General features: G+C 39.6%; 22 protein-coding genes and 2 pseudogenes. 22 read left to right on the top strand and 2 right to left on the bottom strand.

Annotated features, from left to right (window positions below):
- Positions 1-236 precede the first annotated feature (236 nt).
- The 7 genes and pseudogenes from ACMUMJ_RS16050 (at position 237) to ACMUMJ_RS16900 (ending at position 2,863) form a co-directional block, all read left to right on the top strand.
- The gene (locus tag ACMUMJ_RS16050) at positions 237-626 is read left to right on the top strand and encodes a GFA family protein (protein WP_414679860.1); all 390 of its coding nucleotides are present in this window, start codon (positions 237-239) and stop codon (positions 624-626) included.
- Between the two features lie 121 nt (positions 627-747).
- The gene (locus tag ACMUMJ_RS16045) at positions 748-1,074 is read left to right on the top strand and encodes a DUF6817 domain-containing protein (protein WP_414679859.1); all 327 of its coding nucleotides are present in this window, start codon (positions 748-750) and stop codon (positions 1,072-1,074) included.
- Between the two features lie 30 nt (positions 1,075-1,104).
- A pseudogene (locus ACMUMJ_RS16040) lies at positions 1,105-1,323 on the top strand (GNAT family N-acetyltransferase); the annotation flags it as partial.
- Positions 1,259-1,402 (top strand): GNAT family N-acetyltransferase, encoded by a 144-nt coding sequence (locus tag ACMUMJ_RS16035; protein ID WP_414679861.1) that lies wholly within the window; start codon positions 1,259-1,261, stop codon positions 1,400-1,402. The pseudogene ACMUMJ_RS16040 and the gene ACMUMJ_RS16035, both read left to right, overlap by 65 nt.
- 208 nt (positions 1,403-1,610) lie before the next feature.
- Entirely contained in the window at positions 1,611-1,982 is a 372-nt protein-coding gene (locus ACMUMJ_RS16030; RefSeq protein WP_414679858.1) for a hypothetical protein, read from the top strand.
- A 273-nt stretch (positions 1,983-2,255) separates the two neighbouring features.
- Positions 2,256-2,411: pseudogene (locus ACMUMJ_RS16025) on the top strand (transposase); the annotation flags it as partial.
- Positions 2,412-2,728: 317 nt separating this feature from the next.
- Positions 2,729-2,863, top strand: coding sequence for a helix-turn-helix domain-containing protein (locus ACMUMJ_RS16900; RefSeq protein ID WP_527195827.1), 135 nt, complete (start codon positions 2,729-2,731; stop codon positions 2,861-2,863).
- A 248-nt stretch (positions 2,864-3,111) separates the two neighbouring features.
- Here ACMUMJ_RS16900 and ACMUMJ_RS16020 read toward each other — a convergent pair whose 3' ends face one another.
- Positions 3,112-3,801, bottom strand: coding sequence for a DUF1826 domain-containing protein (locus ACMUMJ_RS16020; protein WP_414679857.1), 690 nt, complete (start codon positions 3,799-3,801; stop codon positions 3,112-3,114).
- Positions 3,802-4,117: 316 nt separating this feature from the next.
- Between ACMUMJ_RS16020 and ACMUMJ_RS16015 the strand changes: the two genes are divergently transcribed.
- The 14 genes from ACMUMJ_RS16015 to ACMUMJ_RS15950 all read left to right on the top strand — a co-directional run bounded on the left by ACMUMJ_RS16015 (position 4,118) and on the right by ACMUMJ_RS15950 (position 16,282).
- Positions 4,118-4,366, top strand: coding sequence for a hypothetical protein (locus tag ACMUMJ_RS16015; protein WP_414679856.1), 249 nt, complete (start codon positions 4,118-4,120; stop codon positions 4,364-4,366).
- 90 nt (positions 4,367-4,456) lie between these two features.
- A complete protein-coding gene (locus ACMUMJ_RS16010; RefSeq protein ID WP_414679855.1) occupies positions 4,457-4,999 on the top strand; it encodes a hypothetical protein in 543 nt (180 codons plus the stop codon).
- Between the two features lie 234 nt (positions 5,000-5,233).
- Complete coding sequence (hemH, locus tag ACMUMJ_RS16005; protein WP_414679854.1) at positions 5,234-6,238, top strand: ferrochelatase; 1,005 nt, start codon at positions 5,234-5,236, stop codon at positions 6,236-6,238.
- Complete coding sequence (locus ACMUMJ_RS16000) at positions 6,238-6,945, top strand: HAD family hydrolase (RefSeq protein WP_414679853.1); 708 nt, start codon at positions 6,238-6,240, stop codon at positions 6,943-6,945. The genes hemH and ACMUMJ_RS16000 overlap by 1 nt, the downstream gene beginning before the upstream one ends.
- A gap of 33 nt (positions 6,946-6,978) precedes the next feature.
- Positions 6,979-7,314 carry a hypothetical protein gene (locus ACMUMJ_RS15995; RefSeq protein WP_414679852.1) on the top strand — a complete coding sequence of 112 codons (336 nt, stop codon included), beginning with the start codon at positions 6,979-6,981 and terminating at the stop codon, positions 7,312-7,314.
- 28 nt (positions 7,315-7,342) lie between these two features.
- A complete protein-coding gene (locus ACMUMJ_RS15990; RefSeq protein WP_414679851.1) occupies positions 7,343-7,849 on the top strand; it encodes a DNA topoisomerase family protein in 507 nt (168 codons plus the stop codon).
- Between the two features lie 187 nt (positions 7,850-8,036).
- The gene (locus ACMUMJ_RS15985; protein ID WP_414679850.1) at positions 8,037-8,417 is read left to right on the top strand and encodes a sirohydrochlorin chelatase; all 381 of its coding nucleotides are present in this window, start codon (positions 8,037-8,039) and stop codon (positions 8,415-8,417) included.
- Positions 8,418-8,459: 42 nt separating this feature from the next.
- Positions 8,460-9,854 (top strand): Wadjet anti-phage system protein JetA family protein, encoded by a 1,395-nt coding sequence (locus ACMUMJ_RS15980; RefSeq protein WP_414679849.1) that lies wholly within the window; start codon positions 8,460-8,462, stop codon positions 9,852-9,854.
- A complete protein-coding gene (locus ACMUMJ_RS15975) occupies positions 9,848-10,492 on the top strand; it encodes a DUF4194 domain-containing protein (RefSeq protein WP_414679848.1) in 645 nt (214 codons plus the stop codon). Before ACMUMJ_RS15980 ends, ACMUMJ_RS15975 begins: the two co-directional genes overlap by 7 nt.
- A gap of 12 nt (positions 10,493-10,504) precedes the next feature.
- Positions 10,505-13,945, top strand: a complete 3,441-nt coding sequence (locus tag ACMUMJ_RS15970) for an SbcC/MukB-like Walker B domain-containing protein (RefSeq protein WP_414679847.1) — start codon at positions 10,505-10,507, stop codon at positions 13,943-13,945.
- Between the two features lie 5 nt (positions 13,946-13,950).
- A complete protein-coding gene (locus tag ACMUMJ_RS15965; RefSeq protein ID WP_414679846.1) occupies positions 13,951-14,262 on the top strand; it encodes a BolA/IbaG family iron-sulfur metabolism protein in 312 nt (103 codons plus the stop codon).
- A gap of 22 nt (positions 14,263-14,284) precedes the next feature.
- Positions 14,285-14,587, top strand: coding sequence for an STAS domain-containing protein (locus ACMUMJ_RS15960; RefSeq protein ID WP_414679845.1), 303 nt, complete (start codon positions 14,285-14,287; stop codon positions 14,585-14,587).
- Positions 14,588-14,596: 9 nt separating this feature from the next.
- Positions 14,597-15,745 (top strand): SpoIIE family protein phosphatase, encoded by a 1,149-nt coding sequence (locus tag ACMUMJ_RS15955; protein ID WP_414679844.1) that lies wholly within the window; start codon positions 14,597-14,599, stop codon positions 15,743-15,745.
- A gap of 78 nt (positions 15,746-15,823) precedes the next feature.
- Positions 15,824-16,282: a hypothetical protein gene (locus tag ACMUMJ_RS15950; RefSeq protein ID WP_414679843.1), complete on the top strand. Its 459-nt coding sequence runs from the start codon at positions 15,824-15,826 to the stop codon at positions 16,280-16,282.
- A gap of 68 nt (positions 16,283-16,350) precedes the next feature.
- On the opposite strand, the gene ACMUMJ_RS15945 is transcribed toward ACMUMJ_RS15950, so the two are convergent.
- Positions 16,351-17,364: an adenosine kinase gene (locus ACMUMJ_RS15945; protein WP_414679842.1), complete on the bottom strand. Its 1,014-nt coding sequence runs from the start codon at positions 17,362-17,364 to the stop codon at positions 16,351-16,353.
- A gap of 231 nt (positions 17,365-17,595) precedes the next feature.
- Between ACMUMJ_RS15945 and ACMUMJ_RS15940 the strand changes: the two genes are divergently transcribed.
- The gene (locus tag ACMUMJ_RS15940) at positions 17,596-19,113 is read left to right on the top strand and encodes a fumarate hydratase (protein WP_414679841.1); all 1,518 of its coding nucleotides are present in this window, start codon (positions 17,596-17,598) and stop codon (positions 19,111-19,113) included.
- The last annotated feature ends 212 nt before the right edge of the window (positions 19,114-19,325 follow it).

The following is a 19,325-nucleotide window of genomic DNA, read 5'->3' as shown; positions in this document are numbered from 1 at the left end:
GAGGAGCCTTCGCTCAATCGAACTACTGTATAAAAGGCTTTGGTTGCAGCCAAAGCTTGGGCCTCACATTACCCGAACCTAGTTTAAATAATAATTACTTTGTGGGATTATTATCCATACAAGTCGTTCAAGCGGGACTCATAACAGTTGGCTCGGTTTCGCTTCGCTACACATTTTAGCCAACTATTTCTCGCCCCTTAATGAGGCGTTATGAGTAATCCAATATCGAGGTTTAAATGGTAAGCGGAAGTTGTTTGTGCGGTAATGTTAAATATGAAATATCAGGTAATATTGGCGACATAGTTCATTGCCACTGTAAAACTTGTCGTAAAGCTCATGGGGCTGCATTTTCAAGTGTTGCTGGTGTTAAAGATATAGATTTTAATTTGGCTTCCGATGTAACTTTAGGTTGCTATGAATCATCTCCTGGTAAGAATAGATATTTCTGTCCAACTTGTGCGACTCAAATATACGCAAAAAAAGATGGTACTGAGCATATTGTTTTACGTTTAGGTTCATTAGATGATGATCCTAATTCGAAAGAACTGAATCATATTTGGGTTTCTCAAAAGGCGTCTTGGTATTCTCTGAATAGTAACTTGCCTGAGCACCTTGAATTCGAGTAATACTCATAACAAGCGGTCAAGCTGACGGCTATTCCGTCGCTTGTTTATGTGGCGGTCGCTACGCTGCCACAACCAACTACATAGCCGCAGCTTACCGCGGCGTTATGCATAGGGTTCGGATATGGAATCAAAGTTTCAAAAATTAAGTGATTTAGGTGCTGGAGATTTTGAGCATTTAAATGGAAGTCTTATCAGTCATTTAGAAGGTACATATTCTCTGCTAAGTGAATGGGATGCATCTGAAACTCTCTGTGATGCGGGCCTGTTTCATACTGCATATGGTACTGCTGATTTTAATGAAGTAATGGTATCACTTGACCGTCGAAAAGATATTTCAAAGTTGTTCGGCAAAGAAGTTGAAGCTCTTGTTTATTTATATTTTGCTTGCGACAGATATTTTACCTATAAGCAATACTTGGAAGATAAAGGTTCTTCGCTTCCGTCATGATTATCGAAAACCTTAGAGGTTTCAGGGTTTGAGCGACGCCTATCAAGTGATGAATTTACTAACTTCGTATATTTGAAAAATAATTCTATCATCGGGTATATATCAATAAAGAGTAAAAACCATTTGTACCATCTCTTTGTTGCCAAAAGATATCAAGGTAAAGGCATTTCAAAAAAATTATGCTATTTTAAATGTAAGCTCAAATTGCTACACAGTCCGCTCTTCTATTCATGCTGTTCCCGTATATAAGAGTTTTGGGTTCAGAGAACCTGAATCGACAGAAAACAAAGGTGGTATTAATTTTCAACCTATGGAGTTAATATTGTAAAATGCTAAAAAAAGTGTCAGTTTGAAGCACTTACTCTATGCTCCAATGCGCAAATTACACTGGCATTAGGGCTTTAAAGGAGTATCCTTTTGGTTATACGTGAATTCATCAAGTGTTTAACATATGACTTTATTTCAACAATTAGGGTATCTGTTGGACATAACTCGTATCAGCGACATGATTTTTCATGAGCTGTATGGAGACAGGCATGTTGCTCGTAGGCTCTTTTCTATTACTTTTTATTGGGTTAATTCATTCTTATCTCGGTGAAAAATATATCCTGATTCGTTTATTTAAACGTAACAACTTACCCAAGTTACTTGGTAGTGATTGGTTTACTAAACGTGTTTTAAGGTTTGCTTGGCACTTGACTACCATTGCTTGGTGGGGCTTCTCTGCAATACTTTATTTCTTATCCAATCCAAGCGGTAATATACACTCTGAAATTCTTGTAACTATCACAATAGTATTCGCATTAAGTGGTGTTATTTCACTTGTGTTTTCTCATGGTAAACACTTGTCTTGGTTGTTCTTTTTCGGTATTGCTTGCACAAGTATGTTTGACGTAGTATACAGCTAACAAGCAATTAAAATGGGACTTGCTACAGTTTGTTCGGTTTCGCTTCGCTACACATTTTAGCAAACTAACTCTTAAGAGGCCCCTTAATGTGGGCGTTAGACGGCACGTCGAGTTCAAAGGAAGATTTCGAACGGTAATCAAAGACACCCATTAACTTAATTTATATATTTCAATAAGTTAAGGTTTCAAAAAATATAGGATAGGCGTGATTATTGATGTTTCTCTAATCACTGTCTAAACTAAAAATTCAAACTCAAGGATGAGGGCAGAATTATGCCAAGAGCCAGAAGCCAACAAGTCAGTTTGTCTGACACACCGTATTATCATTGCATCAGTTGATGCGTTCGCCGTGCTTTTCTATGTGGCGAAGATGTTGTAAGAGGGAAAAGTTTCGAGCACTGTCGTGATTGGATTGAAGCGCGTTTATTGTGTTTTTTCTTAAAGTGCCAGGGCTAAATTAATACTAAAGAAAAATTAGCGCTGGTAGAATTAGCTAAAGTGTTTCTTGATTGTGATCAAGCTGAATTAAATGAGCTTGTCCAATCTGGTGAGCTAATAGTGGTGGGCGAATATAATGAGTGACATGTTAAAATCCGTTCATAGAACGGCTAAAGGGCTTAAAAAATCGGGAGTGATTGACAAAACGACAATGTGTAAAATTTGATGCATTGTGTTTAACGAGTATTCATGAATTTACACCGACTCAAATACGGGATTTAAGATTGAAATACAATCTTTCTCAACCTGTGTTTGCGCAGTATTTTAATGTTAGTGATAAGCTAGTGAAAAAATGGGAACAAGGTGTCAGCTTCCCAAGAGGTGCCGCGTTAAAGATGTTATCACTAGCTGAAAAAAAGGGCTTGAGGCTATTGCGTAATTAAAGGTAAAAAGCCCTTAATTTATATATTTCAACCAGCATCCAATCGATACTATTTCAATCAGTTAAGAGGCAATACAGAACAGCCATGTGATTGTTCTGAGTCCACACCCTGTCACTTCTTGTGCAAGGCCCGTATAAAAACCACCAGCTTGGTTGGTGTCTATTGCTCAGTTGTAGGCCACGAATCTTTTTTTGATCCTATAAAAAGATCCGTATCCTATAGTGACTGCATTGTTAGATAGATAAAAATCAGTAACTAAAATCAAGTGTTAATAGTAAGCGACGTTCACCTTCTGGGGGAGAGGGAGAGCGATGTATCAGTCCCGCATTTTCATTTCCTTCCCAAAGCTCACCTTTTAATAACGCCACTTCGCCACAGTTAAGTTGTTGAATGTCTTGTGGGCTTTTATATAAGCCGGATTGGTTGTCAGGTTGGCCATTGCTTCCCATTCCTAATTTTGAACGATCCGCTGACTGTTGGCTCAACCACTCAGTAGCAACACCTTGAAATGTGGTGACCAAGCGGCAGTTTACTTTATCAACATGAAATCTAGGGCACATTGCACGATCAAGTACGGTTAATCGTAGCCCTACACGTTGCAGTTCGAAGAGGCAGCAAAACATATCTACTAGTTCGGAAATGTTTTTGCTTAGCTCAAGCGATACTTTATTTCCGAGTGCTTCGCTGATGCTTGAGAGTGCACTTTGTGGTGTCACCGTCATTGATGCTTGAAATGCGGCATTTGATTGTAAAAAAGCATCAACCGATTGTTTCAATGTTTCAGTTAACTCTCTTTGCCAAATAGCAATATTCGTGTCTTCACGGTAGATGTCGGTAAAGATTTCGGGTTCATTGCCTTGAGAGGCTCTTCGAGTTTTTGCTTCACTGCCATTAAAAGTATTCATATTAGATGTGGGTGTTTTATTGATAAGGTTCATTCTGGTTGTTCCCATTCTGGGAATGGATCTTGTTTAATGAGTCCTTGTTGCATTTTTTTTGCCTTAAATTACTAACATTTTGTTATGTTATAACATATCATTTTATCTTGGTAGTACTTTTCCACATATATTTTTTACCTAGAGGATCGTGTTGGCTTTTAGCTGTGAACGGTAATGTGTATATAAATCATGGGAAATACCTTGAGTACTAATCTTATAAACTAGCGAGTGACTAAAAAATTAGATCTGCTTTTCTTTAACGTCATTACCGCAACGGGTATCCTAAGGTGATTAATGTATCAATGAAGGGTTTTTTATGATTAATGATAACGAAGTAATCGAAACGTTAGATGAGTTAGAGGCGTTTCTTTTGAGAATAGAAAATGGTGGTTTGGGTTTAAAGAATGTTGGAGGTATCGCGTTGGCTACAAATAATGCAGATGGCCGTCCTTTTGTCGCAGTACTAGATGATAATCATAAATTGTTGTTGGGTCGTTGGGTGACGCAGTGCGTTTTTGATAATGGTAAGGACTTGGTTCGTAAAGGGCCAAACAAAATTCATTAATGAAAATGCACCCTCAACTAAATAATCATAAAAGTAAAAGGTGTATGTTTTTCATGGGCCACACTCAGCCTTTAATGGGAGGATTTTGTTTTGCCAAAAGTCAGTAGTTCCGATGCAGCGTTAATTAAGCAGCTTCATTCTTTAGTTTTTAATGACCCTGATATTAAAGTTCTTCTAGAATTGGGGTTTAAAAATGCACTCTCTGTTTTTGAAGAAGCAGAGTATTCCTTGCCTTTTTCATCTTATAATATTCCAATTCATTACTTTTCAAACAAGCTGACCGACCAGCAATCTGGGATGGTGGGCTTATGTCGGGTCTTTATTTTGCGCGCAGGTTGTGAAATGCCTCGCCCTGAAATTCATCGTAATAGTATTCAGAGACTGGTATCGTTTAAAGGAGAAGGCTCTATTTTTTCCGCTTCTCCAGGTGGTGTTGATATGACATTTAAAGAGTGTGAAATCGTTAGCCCTAGCGAAACTAAAGGGCTCTCCTTTGAGGAAAGCTGGGACGTTGTTCCTGAAAACACGTGGCATTTCCCTGTTGCAGGGAAAAAGGAAGATTGGTTTACCGTGACGTTTCACAGTGCCAGTGAATCCGACATAATTGATGAACATTGGGAGTTGGGTAAATAATATCTCGTTCAAACATGTTGAAGCTCTACTTGTGTTTTGTTCAAGCGTCTGTGTTTCCTATGTTGTGTAGGAGGTGTTTCAGCCGCTCTTGAACGCGACTAATTAGGGTGTGTTTCGTATTTTGAGAAAAGAGTATTGTGATAAGGTGTCTAAGATTTTCTTATAAATAGTCTACAAGCTTACGATGTAAATGTCTTATACTATGGGAAATTCAAGTTCTAATATAAGGCATTTATGACAACTTTAGTGGCACCAAAAACAGGCGTCTTAATGGTGAATCTGGGAACGCCTGATGCACCTGAACCCGCAGCGGTGAAGCGTTATTTAAAAGAGTTTCTTTCGGATACACGTGTTGTTGATCTCTCTCCACTTCTTTGGCAGCCAATACTGAATCTTGTTATTTTGAACGTACGTCCAGCAAAAGTGGCGAAAGCGTATCAGAAAGTATGGATGGATGAAGGATCGCCATTGTATGTGTTAGGTAAAAAGCTTAGAGACAATGTATTCAGCCAGCTTAATGCCTCTTTGGAACATGAGATTTCAGTAGTGCATGCCATGACCTATGGTAACCCTTCCATTCTTGCTGGGGCGAACGAGCTAAGAAAAGCCAAAGTAGACAAAATATTAGTGCTTCCTATGTACCCGCAGTTTTCAGCAACAACAACTGCTGCTGTCTATGACAAATTGATGTCCAGTTTGAAAAAATGCCCAAGTTGGCCTGATTTAATGATGATTAAAGACTATGCAGATCATCCACTCTATATCAATGGGTTGGCGGAATCGATCAAAAAACAATGGGAGAAGCAGGGCGAGAAGCGCCATCTAGTATTGTCGTATCATGGTATCCCTAAACGCTATGCAGATAATGGTGATCCTTACCCTAGACGCTGTCAGTTAACCAGCAAGTTGGTTGCTGAGCGACTAGGGTTAAATGATGGTGAATGGACTCATGTGTATCAATCACGTTTTGGTCGAGAAGAGTGGTTGAAACCGTATGCCGATGAAACGTTAAAGTCCTTTCCTGCTAAAGGTTTGAAACGTATTAATGTGATCAGCCCTGCGTTTGCGGTGGATTGCTTGGAAACATTGGAAGAAGTTACCTTCGAGCTTGGGGATGAATTTAAAGAATGTGGAGGCGAAGCGTATGATTACATTCCCGCGCTTAATGATTCGGACGATCAAGTTAATTTATACTGCGAGCTCATTAAACAAAATACGAAGCAATGGGGTGTTTCTTGATGGATAAAATTAATTGGAAAGAAGTCAAAACCATTGCATTTGATGCAGATGATACGCTTTGGCGTAATGAAGAAATTTTCATGGCCGCTCAAGAAGACTTTATTCGCCTGCTGTTGGATTATCATAGCGAAGACTATATAAAGTCGCATCTGTCTGCTATTCAAACACGTAATTTAGCGATATTTGGTTATGGTATTAAAGGTTTTACTTTGTCTATGATTGAAACGGCCATTGAGTTAACCGAAGGTCGAATTCTGGGAAGAGAAATTCATGAAATTATTCGATTAGCGAAAGCAATGGTGTCTGAGCCTATTGAACTTTTACCTAATATAGAATCGATCTTGCAGCAACTTCAAGGGCAATTCCAGTTGATGGTTATAACCAAAGGCGATTTGCTTGATCAAGAAAGTAAACTCTCTCGTTCTGGTGTCGCACATTATTTTGATTATGTTGAAGTGGTTAGTAATAAAACGCCTGAAGCCTACGAAGAAATTTTGTCGCGTTATCAAATTAAGAAATCAGAGTTTCTTATGATAGGTAATTCTCTTCGATCTGACATTCTTCCTATATTGGATATTGGTTCACACGCTATCCATATCCCATATGCATTTACTTGGGATCATGAGCAGGTGAGTGAAAGTGATCTTGCATCGTATCCTCATATCCCTAAATTGACAGAAATAAAAGAGCTGTCACTCTATGTTTAAACCAGTGTGTATTTTTATTAAGGTGTTAATCTAATGAAAAAAATAAATGCTTCAGTGTTGGTGTGTGTCTGTGTTGTTGGGATGGGCGCAAGTGTTTCTCATGCAAATGAGGCGGTTGATAAAGCGGCTGATGCCATGGGCAATTTTTTTGGGAAAGTAAAAGAGGTTGCCGTGGAGACTGCCAATAATGTGGCTGAAAAAGGGTCTGAGATCGGCACCGAGGCGAGTGCAAGAGCCAAAGAATCCGGTGAGATTTTATGGGATAAAGCGAAGAAAGTAGGTGAAAGTGCATCTGATCTTTTTGATCGTGTAAAAGGCGATGACTGCGATTTGAAAAAAGAAGAGTGCGCTGAAAAAAGTGTGAAATAAAACGGTCAGTGGGCTGGATGAAATAATAATGTCTGATAATGAAGAACGCTCAAAAACAACACCACACACATGGGAGGATGAGTTTTCTTTACAGAAAGACGTTGAGGTAATTGCTCCTTACATTCGTTATAAATGCCCTAAATGTCAAAATATTTTGATAAAGAGAACGGGTAAAAGTGGCGTTTTTTGGGGGTGTAGTGGTTTTCCTTCCTGTGACTATTCTGCAAGTGATGTTGATGGGAAGCCGGTTCGGTCAATCCGTTATTTATGCCCTTCATGCAGTTCAGTTCTTAAAAAAATACGGACTAAATCATCGGTGTTCTGGGGGTGTTCAAACTACCCAGCTTGTTCTACAACGCTTGAAGATGAAGAGGGTAAGCCTAAAGAAAGTAAAAAATACCCATGCAGAGCGTGTGGGCACTTTTTAGTTCGAAAAATAGGAAAGAGTGGTCATTTTTGGGGCTGTATAAACTTTCCTGCTTGCAGGCATTCATTGGATGACGATAATGGTAAACCGATATTGAGAAAAGTTTGATGCTTCGCCACGAAGACAGATCGAATTGTTTTTTGTTCCTTGAACTCAAGTAATAAGCTTGCCTCATATTTATAAATGCAATTAAAAACAAAACTTTATAAGAGAAAGGTAGGTTTTTGATATAGAGTCTTCTTTTTATGTGTAATGACCGCTAAAATGAAGGAAATACAATTGCTTAGGTGCTTATATGACTTTTTCAGGATTTGACCATGTTATTTTATTAGCGCATGGGAGCACGGACCCGCTCTGGAAATTGCCATTTGAAATAATATACGAAAAAATTGTGTCGGCATCTCCAAGAGAAAAATGCAGTTTGGCGTATATGGAGCTTTCTGAACCTTCGTTGAAAAGCACAATTAATGCATTGGATGCGTCTGTTAAAAAAGTAGCGGTATTACCCTTGTTTTTTTCGGTGGGCAGGCACTTACGTCATGATGTACCTGCAATGATAAAAGATCTACAAAGGGATGATTTATCGATTGAATTGTTAGCACCTATTGGTGACGATGATCGCATACAAAAAGCAATGGTTGATGCTGTAAAGGGGCATTTAGGTGAGACGCAGTGATTTATTCAGTATGCTTCAAATTGCACCAAAGGAAAATTATCAATGCTTTTTAAATATCTACCTGATGAGATTTTTCAGGCTCTAGCTGGCTCTAATAGGCAACTGATCGAACAGGTGTTGATTGATTTGGCGGACGTCTTTTATGATTATGCTGAAGACCCGATAAAAGAAAAATCGACGATTGTAGAGTCGATTGAAGACAGCCTGCATAAAATGGACATGTTGAGCTGGCAAGAAGATCACAAAGATGCCTTTGATTCCCCTAAGACCATTCATGAATATGCACTAAGAATTTATCATCGACTGGTCAATACAGGGTGGCTGGTGGAAGAACAAGAGCTATACCATATCAGCGTGTTGATGTCTCCACAGATATCCATGCTCCTAAAGGCGTTGGTTGAAATTAGCCGTCATGGCAAACGTAATTATGGCGCCACGGTCCTAAGTATTTTGAGTAACCTAGAGTCTGTATTTAATCACCCAAAAGAAAGAGGGGTGACATTAAATCAGTCCGCTGCGGCATGTCGTGATTTTTCGGCCCATCTGAACCAGATTTTATTAGGTATTCGCGGTCTGCAAAGGGAGCTGTTTGCAAATAAAGACCCAAAAGCCATTGTTGCAGGTTTTTTTGATTTGTTTGTTGATGGGATTTTGATAGCCGATTATAAAACATTAAAGACAAGCAATAACCCATTTCGTTTTCGTCGAAAAATCTTAGAACTTGCCCAAGACTTTTTATCCGACGAGGACATGTTTAGCAAAATATCTAAATGTTATGCTGACCAGCAAGTCATTTCCTTTGAAGTGGCTCGTGCAATGGTTGAGAGTGATTGCTTAACGATTATTCAAACCTTCTCTAATATTGAGCAACGATTAGAGCGTATTGACGAATATCGATATCGACTCGAAAAACGTGCTGCCGATACGGCACGCTATATGGACAGTTCTCGTCCCGGGATGGCCAATAAAATCGCGGGTATTATTAGTGAGGCTGTGATAAAAACACAGTTACCTGTTTTGAAGAATATCGTAGGTTGTCGAATTGTAGGCATGGAGTCTGCTGCGGCACCGATGAAGAGAAGAGAGCCTCCTTTACCGCGTGTTATCACGCCTGCTGTTGTATCCCAAGGTGCATTGTCTGTACGTGACTCCAATCGTCGTTTTCATGAAGCTCGACAAGTTACCGTTGCCAAATTACAGAGTTATGCCCAGCGTCAGTTAGGATCAAAAGAAGAAAAGCACATTTTAGATTTTACAATTGACAGCGTTGAAGATTTTGTCTGTTTTGACCATCTTAGATATGTAGGCTCTTTAGGTGTCAATGCAAAACAAATTGAAGAAGAGTTTGATGTGACTTTTACTAATAAATATGTTGATGTTCATGACTTTATTGAATGTCGTGAGTTTGTTGTCTGTCGTCGGAGTAAAGTATGCTAAAAGAACTGAAAAAGGTCTCTGAAGAATCAGGGAAAGATGTAAAAGAATTTCAGCATACGGCCAACTTTCTTTTAGCAAACCAGTTTGCGAGCGCGTATAAGCACGGCCAACGTAAGCATTATTTATTGATTGAGTCTTATCAGGATTATTTTAGTCGCTTATTTGAAGCCTTGGGAATGAAGCTGTACGTCAATGAAAATGAAAGACTGAGTGGTGTTTTACCAATAGAGAAAGAAGCGTTTTTACGTTTAAAGGCAGATGAAACATTGTTCCTTTTAGTGTTACGACAGTTGTACGAAGAGAAAATTGAGAACTTTGAAGTTGATAATGGCTTTGTATCAACGCATACCAATGCAATTCTTGAACGCTTTGTTCAATTAGTAAAACGTGATGTTCCTAATGAAACTCGCTTTAAAGACATTCTTACCTTATTGAGCCGACACGGTGTCATTATACGCGGCAAGGCATTTGAAGAAGATGCTAAGAATATTATGGTTAATATTACTCCAGTTGTGCGTTTGATCGTCACGGAAGCGTATTTACGTCAACTTGAGTCCTTTACTGTATCGGATGAAGACACAGAAGACGATGACATGTCCAATGAAGTCGATTCTGACACATTGTCAATCAGCGAGTGATTAGGTAATTAAATGAAAAAATTAAATAGGATTATTTTAGTTAATTGGTACTTGCTGGGTGCGGAAGAAATCGAAATTCGTGGTAATACAGCGATTATAGGCCCAACAGGTTCTGGTAAATCGTCGCTACTAGATGCCATTCAAACTGTGTTAACAGGGGCCAGTAAGCGCCATCTAAATTACAATGCGAGTGCGAACGATGGTAAGGCCAGTGGACGTAGTATTCGATCCTATATACTGGGTATGATTGATGCCGGTCAGGCAAATACTAAAACGTTTGGCCCTCAGCCTAGACCGGATGCGGTCAGTTATTTAGCGCTTGTGTTTGAAGATTCTAATACTGGAAAAGAAAGTACTGTTGGCCTGTGTTTGTCCGCCTCGTTAGCTTCTCCAGAAGAAGATATTTTAGGCCGTTTTGTCTTATCAAATTATGGCGCTAGGAAGAGTGAATTTATTGATGCGCTTGAAGGTGTGAGTTTTAAAGCCAAAACGTGGCTTGAAGTCAGAGAGTCGTTAAAGAAAAGTTGTATAAACCCTTACATTAAATCGGGTAGCGCATCGGCAACACAATTCATAAATCGTTATCTAGAAGAATTGAGTCCAAATAGTGATAGGCTGATTACGCTGGACAGCTTCTTGAAAAACTTCAAGAATGCTCTTAAGTTTGTGCCAATTGCATCACCAACACGGTTTGTGCAAGATTTTGTGTTGGCGGAAGCGCCTCTTCAAGTGGGGGCTTATCAAAAATCTCTGCTTGAATATCGACAATTAGAATCGAAAACTCAAGAAGTTTCAAAGCGAATCGATGATCTGAATTTAATAGTACAAGACTGTGATAAAAAACGTCAGCATGAGCAAAATGTTGTTAATTATCAATGGATAGCAACAGAAGCAAGGTTTGATGAATTAGGCTCTAAGCAAGATGAAATTCAAGATCAGTTTGAAATGCAACAAGAGCGTGAAGATGAAATTCAGTTGGAATTGCAAACACAGAGTGAATTATTTAAGCAACTTCAGGGGCAATTGGTTCGTTTAGAACAGCAATTTGAAAATTCCGATGTTGGTTTCAAATTGCAGCAACTGGATCAAAGTAAGAGCCTATTAACACGTCAAATTCAACAGGAAAGCAAAACTTTGCAGCAAACCCAGCAGTTAATGGGGCTGCTAGCAACTCTGTCTTCGTTCGAAGATCTTATTTCTTCAAATTTAAAGACGGTAGCTGACGATTGTTTACCGTATGGCAGTATGTTACAAGCGGATGCTAGTGCGCTTGGCGATTTAACAAAATTTGAGTCAACATTGGTTAAATTAAATGCAGTTGTTGATGAGGAAAAGAGCGCTTTATTTCAAAAACGCACCGAAATTCATCGAACTATTTTGCACCTGAAAGACGAATGTAAACAACTAGAATACGATGTGTCTTCTTTGAAGGGCGGTAGTAGCCCTCTTTCTCAAAATACCAAACGGTTGATCTCGTTGCTTAAGCAATCCGGTATACAAGCAACGCCTTTAAGCCATTTAGCAGAAGTGACTGATTTGAAATGGCAGGATGCTATAGAAGGTTATCTAGGCCAGCAGAGGGAAGCATTAATCGTTGATCCTGATGACGCGGAACAGGCGATCAAAATATTCAGAACTCACAGAAAGCAGTTAATGGGTTGTCGAGTGATCGATACAAGTCAAACACGCTTGTGGTTAAGTCGCGGCGATCGAAATTCTGTGCTGCAATTTATTCGTTGTAATGATGATAACGCCCAAGCGTATTTAAATAGACGTTTGGGAGGGATAAGACCTGTCGAGACTGAGCGCCAATTATTACGTGAAGACAGTGCGATGACGTCTGACGGTATGTTGAAATTAGCAGGTACTATTTCGACCATTCGCTCTGTCCCCCATATGATGGTAGGGGTGAATACTGAGGGAATGAGGCAGCAAAGAGAGGGGCAGCTTGCTAACTTGACAAATGAGCTGATGCAGCATTTGAAGAATGACCAACGTCTAGAGCAGACAGATCAGTTGTTAGGGCGTTTATTGGCCAATAATCAATTTGAGTCTGGCAGTCTTTCTCATTCTCAGGAACTCCTTGCTACTGCATCACAAGAAATTTCGCGTATCAATCTAGAAATTGAGTCTTTGCAGCAGCGAGATGATACCGAGCTTCAAAGTAAAATAGACGCATTAAAAGCGAGATTGGCACAAGTAGAGTTAGAACAGAAAAAACTAGACAGAGAGCGTCAAATTATCTCTGAACAATATGGTAGTTTAAACACTCAAAAGAGCCAGTTAGGCAGTGCGTTAAGTTCATTAGATGAAGAGCGCTCTCGCCTTACAAGTCATCCTTTCTATAATGCTGAGTATGCAAGTGAGCGTTATGAATTGCTTGAATCTAGTATGGGCAGTGGGTCTGCCATTTATAAAGAGGCAATGAGTCGATCCGAAAAGGCACAAGAAAAAGCGCGAAACTTTGATCAGAAAGTACGAAAAGAAGTGGCCGATTACTATGCTCGTTTCCATCAAGCTGACTTAGATGATGATATTCAGCTTGATTATCTTGAGTCGAAATTTGAAGAATTTGAACAGTATATTACTCATCAAATTTCCGTATTGTCGGAGACTGAGCTGGCCAAATACGCTAAACGTGCTGAATTGGCTCGAAGAGAGGCAGAAGAAACGTTCCGTAGTGACTATGTTTCTAAGTTAAAAGACTCACTGGATCAAGTTGCTCATATTATTAAGGAGCTTAATAATAGTCTTAAGAGAAGACCATTTAACCAAGAAATGTACCAATTCCGCTATTATCCTAACGGGGATATGAAAGACATACTTAGCTTGGTTGAAGAGTTTAGTAAGCAAGACCAAGCAAATGTTGGTGGTTTATTTGATCCAGCAATGGCTCAAGAGAGTGGTCATATTATGGCCATTTCTGCAATTCAAGAATTGATCACTGATGAAGACAAGCAGCAAGATTTAGCGGATTATCGTAAGTTCTATAACTTTGAAGTGGATATTTTAGATGCCGATAGCAATAAAAAGACTACTTTGAGTCAACGAATTCAAACAGGGTCTGGTGGTGAGCATCAGATTCCATTTTATCTTGCCATTGCGGCAGCATTGTCAACAACCTACCGTCTACAAGAAACACTGGAAGGTAAGGTCGATGGGGGGTTCTCTCTTGCAATGTTTGATGAAGCGTTTAATAAAATTGATATGGCGAAAACCTCTACTTGTATGGGCTTTATGAAAGACATTGGTTTGCAGGTGATTGCAGCGGCGCCAGATGATAAGCGTGCTGTCATGGCCGCAAATATGGAAACGATAATAAGTGTATGGAGAGAGGGAGGGGCCGTCTCAATCGATGTGGCTTATCCGCAAGCAAAAGGTAAAAAACTACTTGCAGGCGAAGATGTCCAGTTGGAAAGTATGACTCCTGATCTTAACTCTGATGAGGTATAGTAATAGTGAGTGATGTAATAAAAAATGAAATACTTGCAGTGTTAGATCGTTGTTTCGATTGTGAGTACATCCTTTTAGAAAATGAAAGTTATAAGCATAATGTTCCTGAAGGCAGCGAATCCCATTTTAAATTGGTTTTGGTTAGTAATGATTTTGAAGGGAAGCGCCTAGTACAAAGGCATCAAGCTATCTATAAATCATTGGTTTCTGTTATGCCCAAGTTTCATGCGCTTGCTATGCATTTGCATACATCCAAAGAATGGGGTATCAAGAATAATGCTGTGCCTGAATCGCCAAATTGTCTAGGAGGAGAATAAGCTGAGCTTATCGAAAAAAAACATGAGTATATCGATTGTAATAGAGGAAGAAGGGTTAAGTGTTGCTATTCGTATTCAAGGCAGCTTCGACTTTTCTTTATTTAGTGATTTTAGAGAGTCATACATTAATTTAGTAGGGCAGTATTCAATTTATACGATTGATTTAAGTCATGTAGAGTATTTGGATAGTGCCGCCTTGGGGATGTTGCTTAGCATGAGAAGCACAGTGGGTGAGGGGTGTACGATTAAACTAAGTGGCGCCAATGATTTTATCAGTAATATTTTGAAGATTTCACGTTTTGATAAATTGTTTGTGATTGAGTAAAAGGACAGTATGAAACTGCTAATCATCGACAGCCAGACCATCTATCAAGAGATAGTGACTTGGTGTGCCGACAGCAAAGGGTTGACCAGTTATGTTGCTTCTGATTTTGATGCGGCGTGGGAAGCATTTCAAGAGTTAGCACCTAATATTGTCGTCATTGACAGCATTATTGACGGTGGCTCAGCTTTTGAGCTCGTGAGTAAGATAAAACAGGCGTCAGGTGAGCGATTTTGCCCTGTTATTTTTCTGAGTTCAAACTTAGATGATTTCACAATGAATAACTGTTTTAGGTCTGGAGGGGATGATTTCATTCCAAAGCCGTTTAACGAGGTTCTTTTTAATACTCGATTAAGTACCCATGTCAAGCATGTATTAGTGGTTCAAGAGCTGTATCGTAAAAATCGAGACTTAACCTTTTATCATAAAAAAACAGAACTTGAGCACAGCATGGCGAAACAAGTATTAAGTCATGCCCAGAGGCATAATGATTCCGATGACAAATCCCTCCAAGTTACTCGATTGTCTGCTACATCGTTTAATGGTGACATCGCTTTAGTTAAAAAGAGATTGGATGGTTGCCGTTTGGTTTTTATTGGTGACTTTACTGGTCACGGTTTAGCGGCTTCAATAGGTGCGTTACCCGTGACTCAAGTGTTTTTTGATGCGGTAGAGCAACAACTTCCTTTACAAACCATTGTTAGTGAAATTAATCGCGTTTTGTATGAGGTTTTGCCTGTCCATATGTTTTGCGCGGGTTACTTATTGTTTATTACGCCAAGTGGTGAAGTGACCTATTGGGGTGGTGGTATGCCGGATGCATTAATTACAGATGGTACAATAACTAGTCGTTTTTCATCTAATCATGTGCCTTTAGGGGTGCTGTCAGATGCTGAGTTTGATGACAGTGTGGATGCTTTTTATTTGGATTATTTACATACGATTCTCATTGCAACAGATGGTGCTAACGAGTTAAAAAACGATCAAGGCATTATGTTAGGTGATGAAAGATTGGAGCGTATGTATATTGATAGCTTCAATGAATCGAAACTGATGTCTGATGCTCACACCTCTCTTGTAAATAAAATTGTTAATTATAAAGGCAATGAAGCTCAACAAGACGACATTACTTTATTATTGTATCGACGTGAAACTTTATAATAGCTGCTTTGTCTTACTATTTTGTTGTCCTCTTTTAATTGAAAATACATGCCGTTTTATAAGTTAGGAATTAAGAATATGGTCAAACGCTATTTAACACTGAAGACTGTTCTGTCTGCGTTTATTATTTTTGTTTTTGTTCAGTCGTTGTTTTTTAAATTTAGCAATTCATTTGAGACGCAATATATTTTTGGTATTTTAGGGGAGTGGTCTGGACTTGACTGGTTTGGTGTTTATGGTGGGTATATGGTCGGTATTACGGAGCTTATAGTGTCGATTATCTTGGTGACCCGGTACAATCCAATTGGTGCTTTAATTGGAGTGGGAGTCATGACTGGCGCTATCTTCTTTCATCTGGCGACGCCTTTAGGTGTTGTGCAGCCTGTATTTGATGTTGCGGGTGCTATCATAGGTGATGATGCTGGTACTTTATTTATTATGGCTTGTTTGGTTTGGTTGAGCGCAGCAACATTGGTTTTTAGAGACTTTACGTCCCCCAATAGTGTTATTAGGTCGTTGATCTCTAAAGTAATGTAAACCTGCTTAATGAACAATTACCATAGACCCTAATTGAATATATAAACTCAATTAGGGTCGTATTTTATTTAAGCTGTTAGTTGTTGGTAGTTCTCTAGAAATAATTTGGCTTTCTTAAGGTTTTTGCTCTCAAATCTTGGTCCATACTGACCAACAATAAGTGAGGCGCAATAACACGCAATCTCAGCCGCTTCTTGGTAGCTCAATCCTTTAATTATTGCGTATATGAAGCTTCCTGCATACATGTCTCCTGCGCCAATGGTATCAAGTTTATTGATTTTCTGTGCTCTAGTGTGAAGTTTTTGTTTCCCATCCCATCCAACACACCCTTCTTTGCCACAAGTAATGATGAAAGTAGAGCAGTTCTGTCTGAGCCAGTTGAAGGCTTCATCGATGCTTCGAGTTTCGGACAATGCAAATGCTTCTTCTTCGTTCATGAAAATCAAATCGATACCGCTTTTGATCATATCAATAAAGCGATTTCTAAAGCTTTTCACTAGCATTGGGTCGCTAAGAGAAATGGCACAAATGCTTTTATTGCTTTTTGATATATCAATGAGATGTTGCATAGCTGCTAAGCCAGAATCAGAGCTGATCAAATAGCCTTCTAAAAAAATGACTTTAGATTGTGCTGCTGCGTTTTCATTGATGTGTTGAATGCCAACAAGCCCTCCGACTCCTAAGAATGTATTCATGGTTCTATCGGCATCAGGGGTGATCATGGCTAGGCAGGTTCCGGTGTTGCCACTAATTAATGGTTGAGAATCAAGATTGGTATCGATTTTTTTATGGTGCAAATCTCGATGAAAAAAACGTCCCATTTCATCATCAGCAACCACGCATGAAAAGAAGCAGTTCCCACCGAAGTTGGCGGTAGCAATGGTAGAATTGGCGACAGAGCCGCCGCAGGATTTGTGTTCAATTTGGCTACGTAAATTCGATAAAAGATGGTTTTGCCTAGAGGCATCAACCAATGACATACAGCCTTTGATAACATTATTATCAGATAAAAATACTTCTGTTGTACTGGCTTCTATGTCAACAAGGGCGTTGCCAATACCATAAAGGTCGTACTGCTTCATGTCTTCAAAAGCCTACTATTATTAAAACCAAGAAGTATAAGGTTTCATACGACACGAGACAAATTTTTTAATGGATAAAGGTATGTGGTTAGCATGGGAGAAATGTTAATGATTGTCGTTCTGGCATTAACTTAAGTCTTTAATACAAAAAAGTCGTCTTTAGCTTTTCATCTTGCTCTGCTTCTTTTAACATCCTGCAATGTAATTATTAGGTGAGCTGAGGAGATGAATATGACTGTAATTCGTGGAGAAGATTTGATTGACAGCGTTGCGGACGCTTTGCAATTTATTTCTTACTACCATCCAATTGATTTTGTTAAAGCGGTTCACGAAGCCTACGAGCGTGAAGAAAGTCAAGCGGCAAAAGATTCAATGGCCCAAATACTGATTAATTCTAAGATGTGCGCAGAAGGCAAACGTCCTCTTTGTCAAGATACTGGTATCGTCACTGTTTTCCTCAAAGTTGGTATGAACGTTCAATGGGAAACGGATCAGAGTGTTGTTGATCTGGTTAATGAAGGTGTGCGCCGTGCCTATAAATTACCTGAGAATGTTTTGCGTGCGTCCATCTTAGCGGATCCAGCGGGCGCAAGAAAAAATACTAAGGACAATACACCTGCGGTTATTCATATGGAGATCGTTCCTGGTGATACGGTTGAAGTGCATGTCGCGGCTAAAGGTGGTGGCTCAGAAAATAAATCAAAACTGGCGATGCTAAATCCATCAGATAGCATTGTTGAGTGGGTAAAGAAAACCGTTCCTACTATGGGGGCGGGCTGGTGCCCTCCAGGGATGCTTGGCATAGGTATCGGAGGTACTGCGGAAAAAGCCATGGTAATGGCCAAAGAGTCATTGATGGAACCTATTGATATTCACGAGTTAAAAGAAAGAGGCCCTCAAAATAGATTGGAAGAGTTGCGTTTAGAAATTTTTGAAGCAGTGAATGATCTAGGTATTGGTGCGCAAGGCTTAGGTGGTTTAACAACAGTTCTTGATGTGAAAATCATGGATTACCCAACGCATGCGGCTTCATTGCCAGTTGCTATGATTCCTAACTGTGCTGCAACGCGTCATGCACATTTTGTTTTGGATGGTAATGGCCCTGCTGACTTGGCTCCTCCTTCTTTAGATGATTGGCCTGATATTGCATGGGAAGTGGGTGAGAGTGTTCGTCGTGTGAATTTAAATGAAATAACTCCGGAAGATGTTAAATCTTGGGAACCAGGTGAAACAGTTCTGCTAAATGGCAAAATGTTAACTGGACGTGATGCTGCTCATAAGAAAATGATTGAGATGCTAAAAAATGGGGAGCAGCTGCCTGTAGATTTAAATGGTCGTTTCATCTATTACGTTGGCCCTGTTGATCCAGTAAGAGATGAAGCCGTTGGCCCAGCAGGACCAACCACTTCGACTCGAATGGATAAATTTACTCATACCATGCTGGCTAAAACCGGTCTGCTTGGTATGATTGGTAAAGCAGAGCGTGGAGCAACTGCTATTGAAGCAATTAAAGAGTTTGGTGCGGTTTATTTGATGGCTGTTGGTGGTGCTGCTTACCTTGTTTCCAAGGCAATTCAAAAAGCAGAGGTAGTTGCTTTCCCTGAATTAGGGATGGAAGCGATTTATGAATTTGATGTTGTTGATATGCCTGTTACCGTTGCTGTGGACAGTAAAGGGACATCAGTTCATATTACAGGCCCCGCTGAGTGGAAAGCAAAAATCGAAGCGCAAGTTTTAGAGGTTAAGTGATTTAGATATACATGAGTCAAAAAGGCGCTTCGGCGCCTTTTTTGTGTCAGTGGTATGACGGTTTTGTATCATAAGTATACGGATTTGACGTTTTTTTATCTTTTCTGGTCTTTTTCAGGAAAAACATCAGAAAAGGGTTGCACTAAATCTGTAGATCCTTAATATACGCCCTCGCTGACACGGACAAGCACTCAGAACAACGAGTCACAGTC

The sequence above is a fragment of the Marinomonas phycocola genome (genome assembly GCF_047525455.1).
Lineage (GTDB): Bacteria > Pseudomonadota > Gammaproteobacteria > Pseudomonadales > Marinomonadaceae > Marinomonas.
Note: the sequence above shows the minus strand (reverse complement) of the source record. Positions and strands in the feature narration are given on the sequence as shown.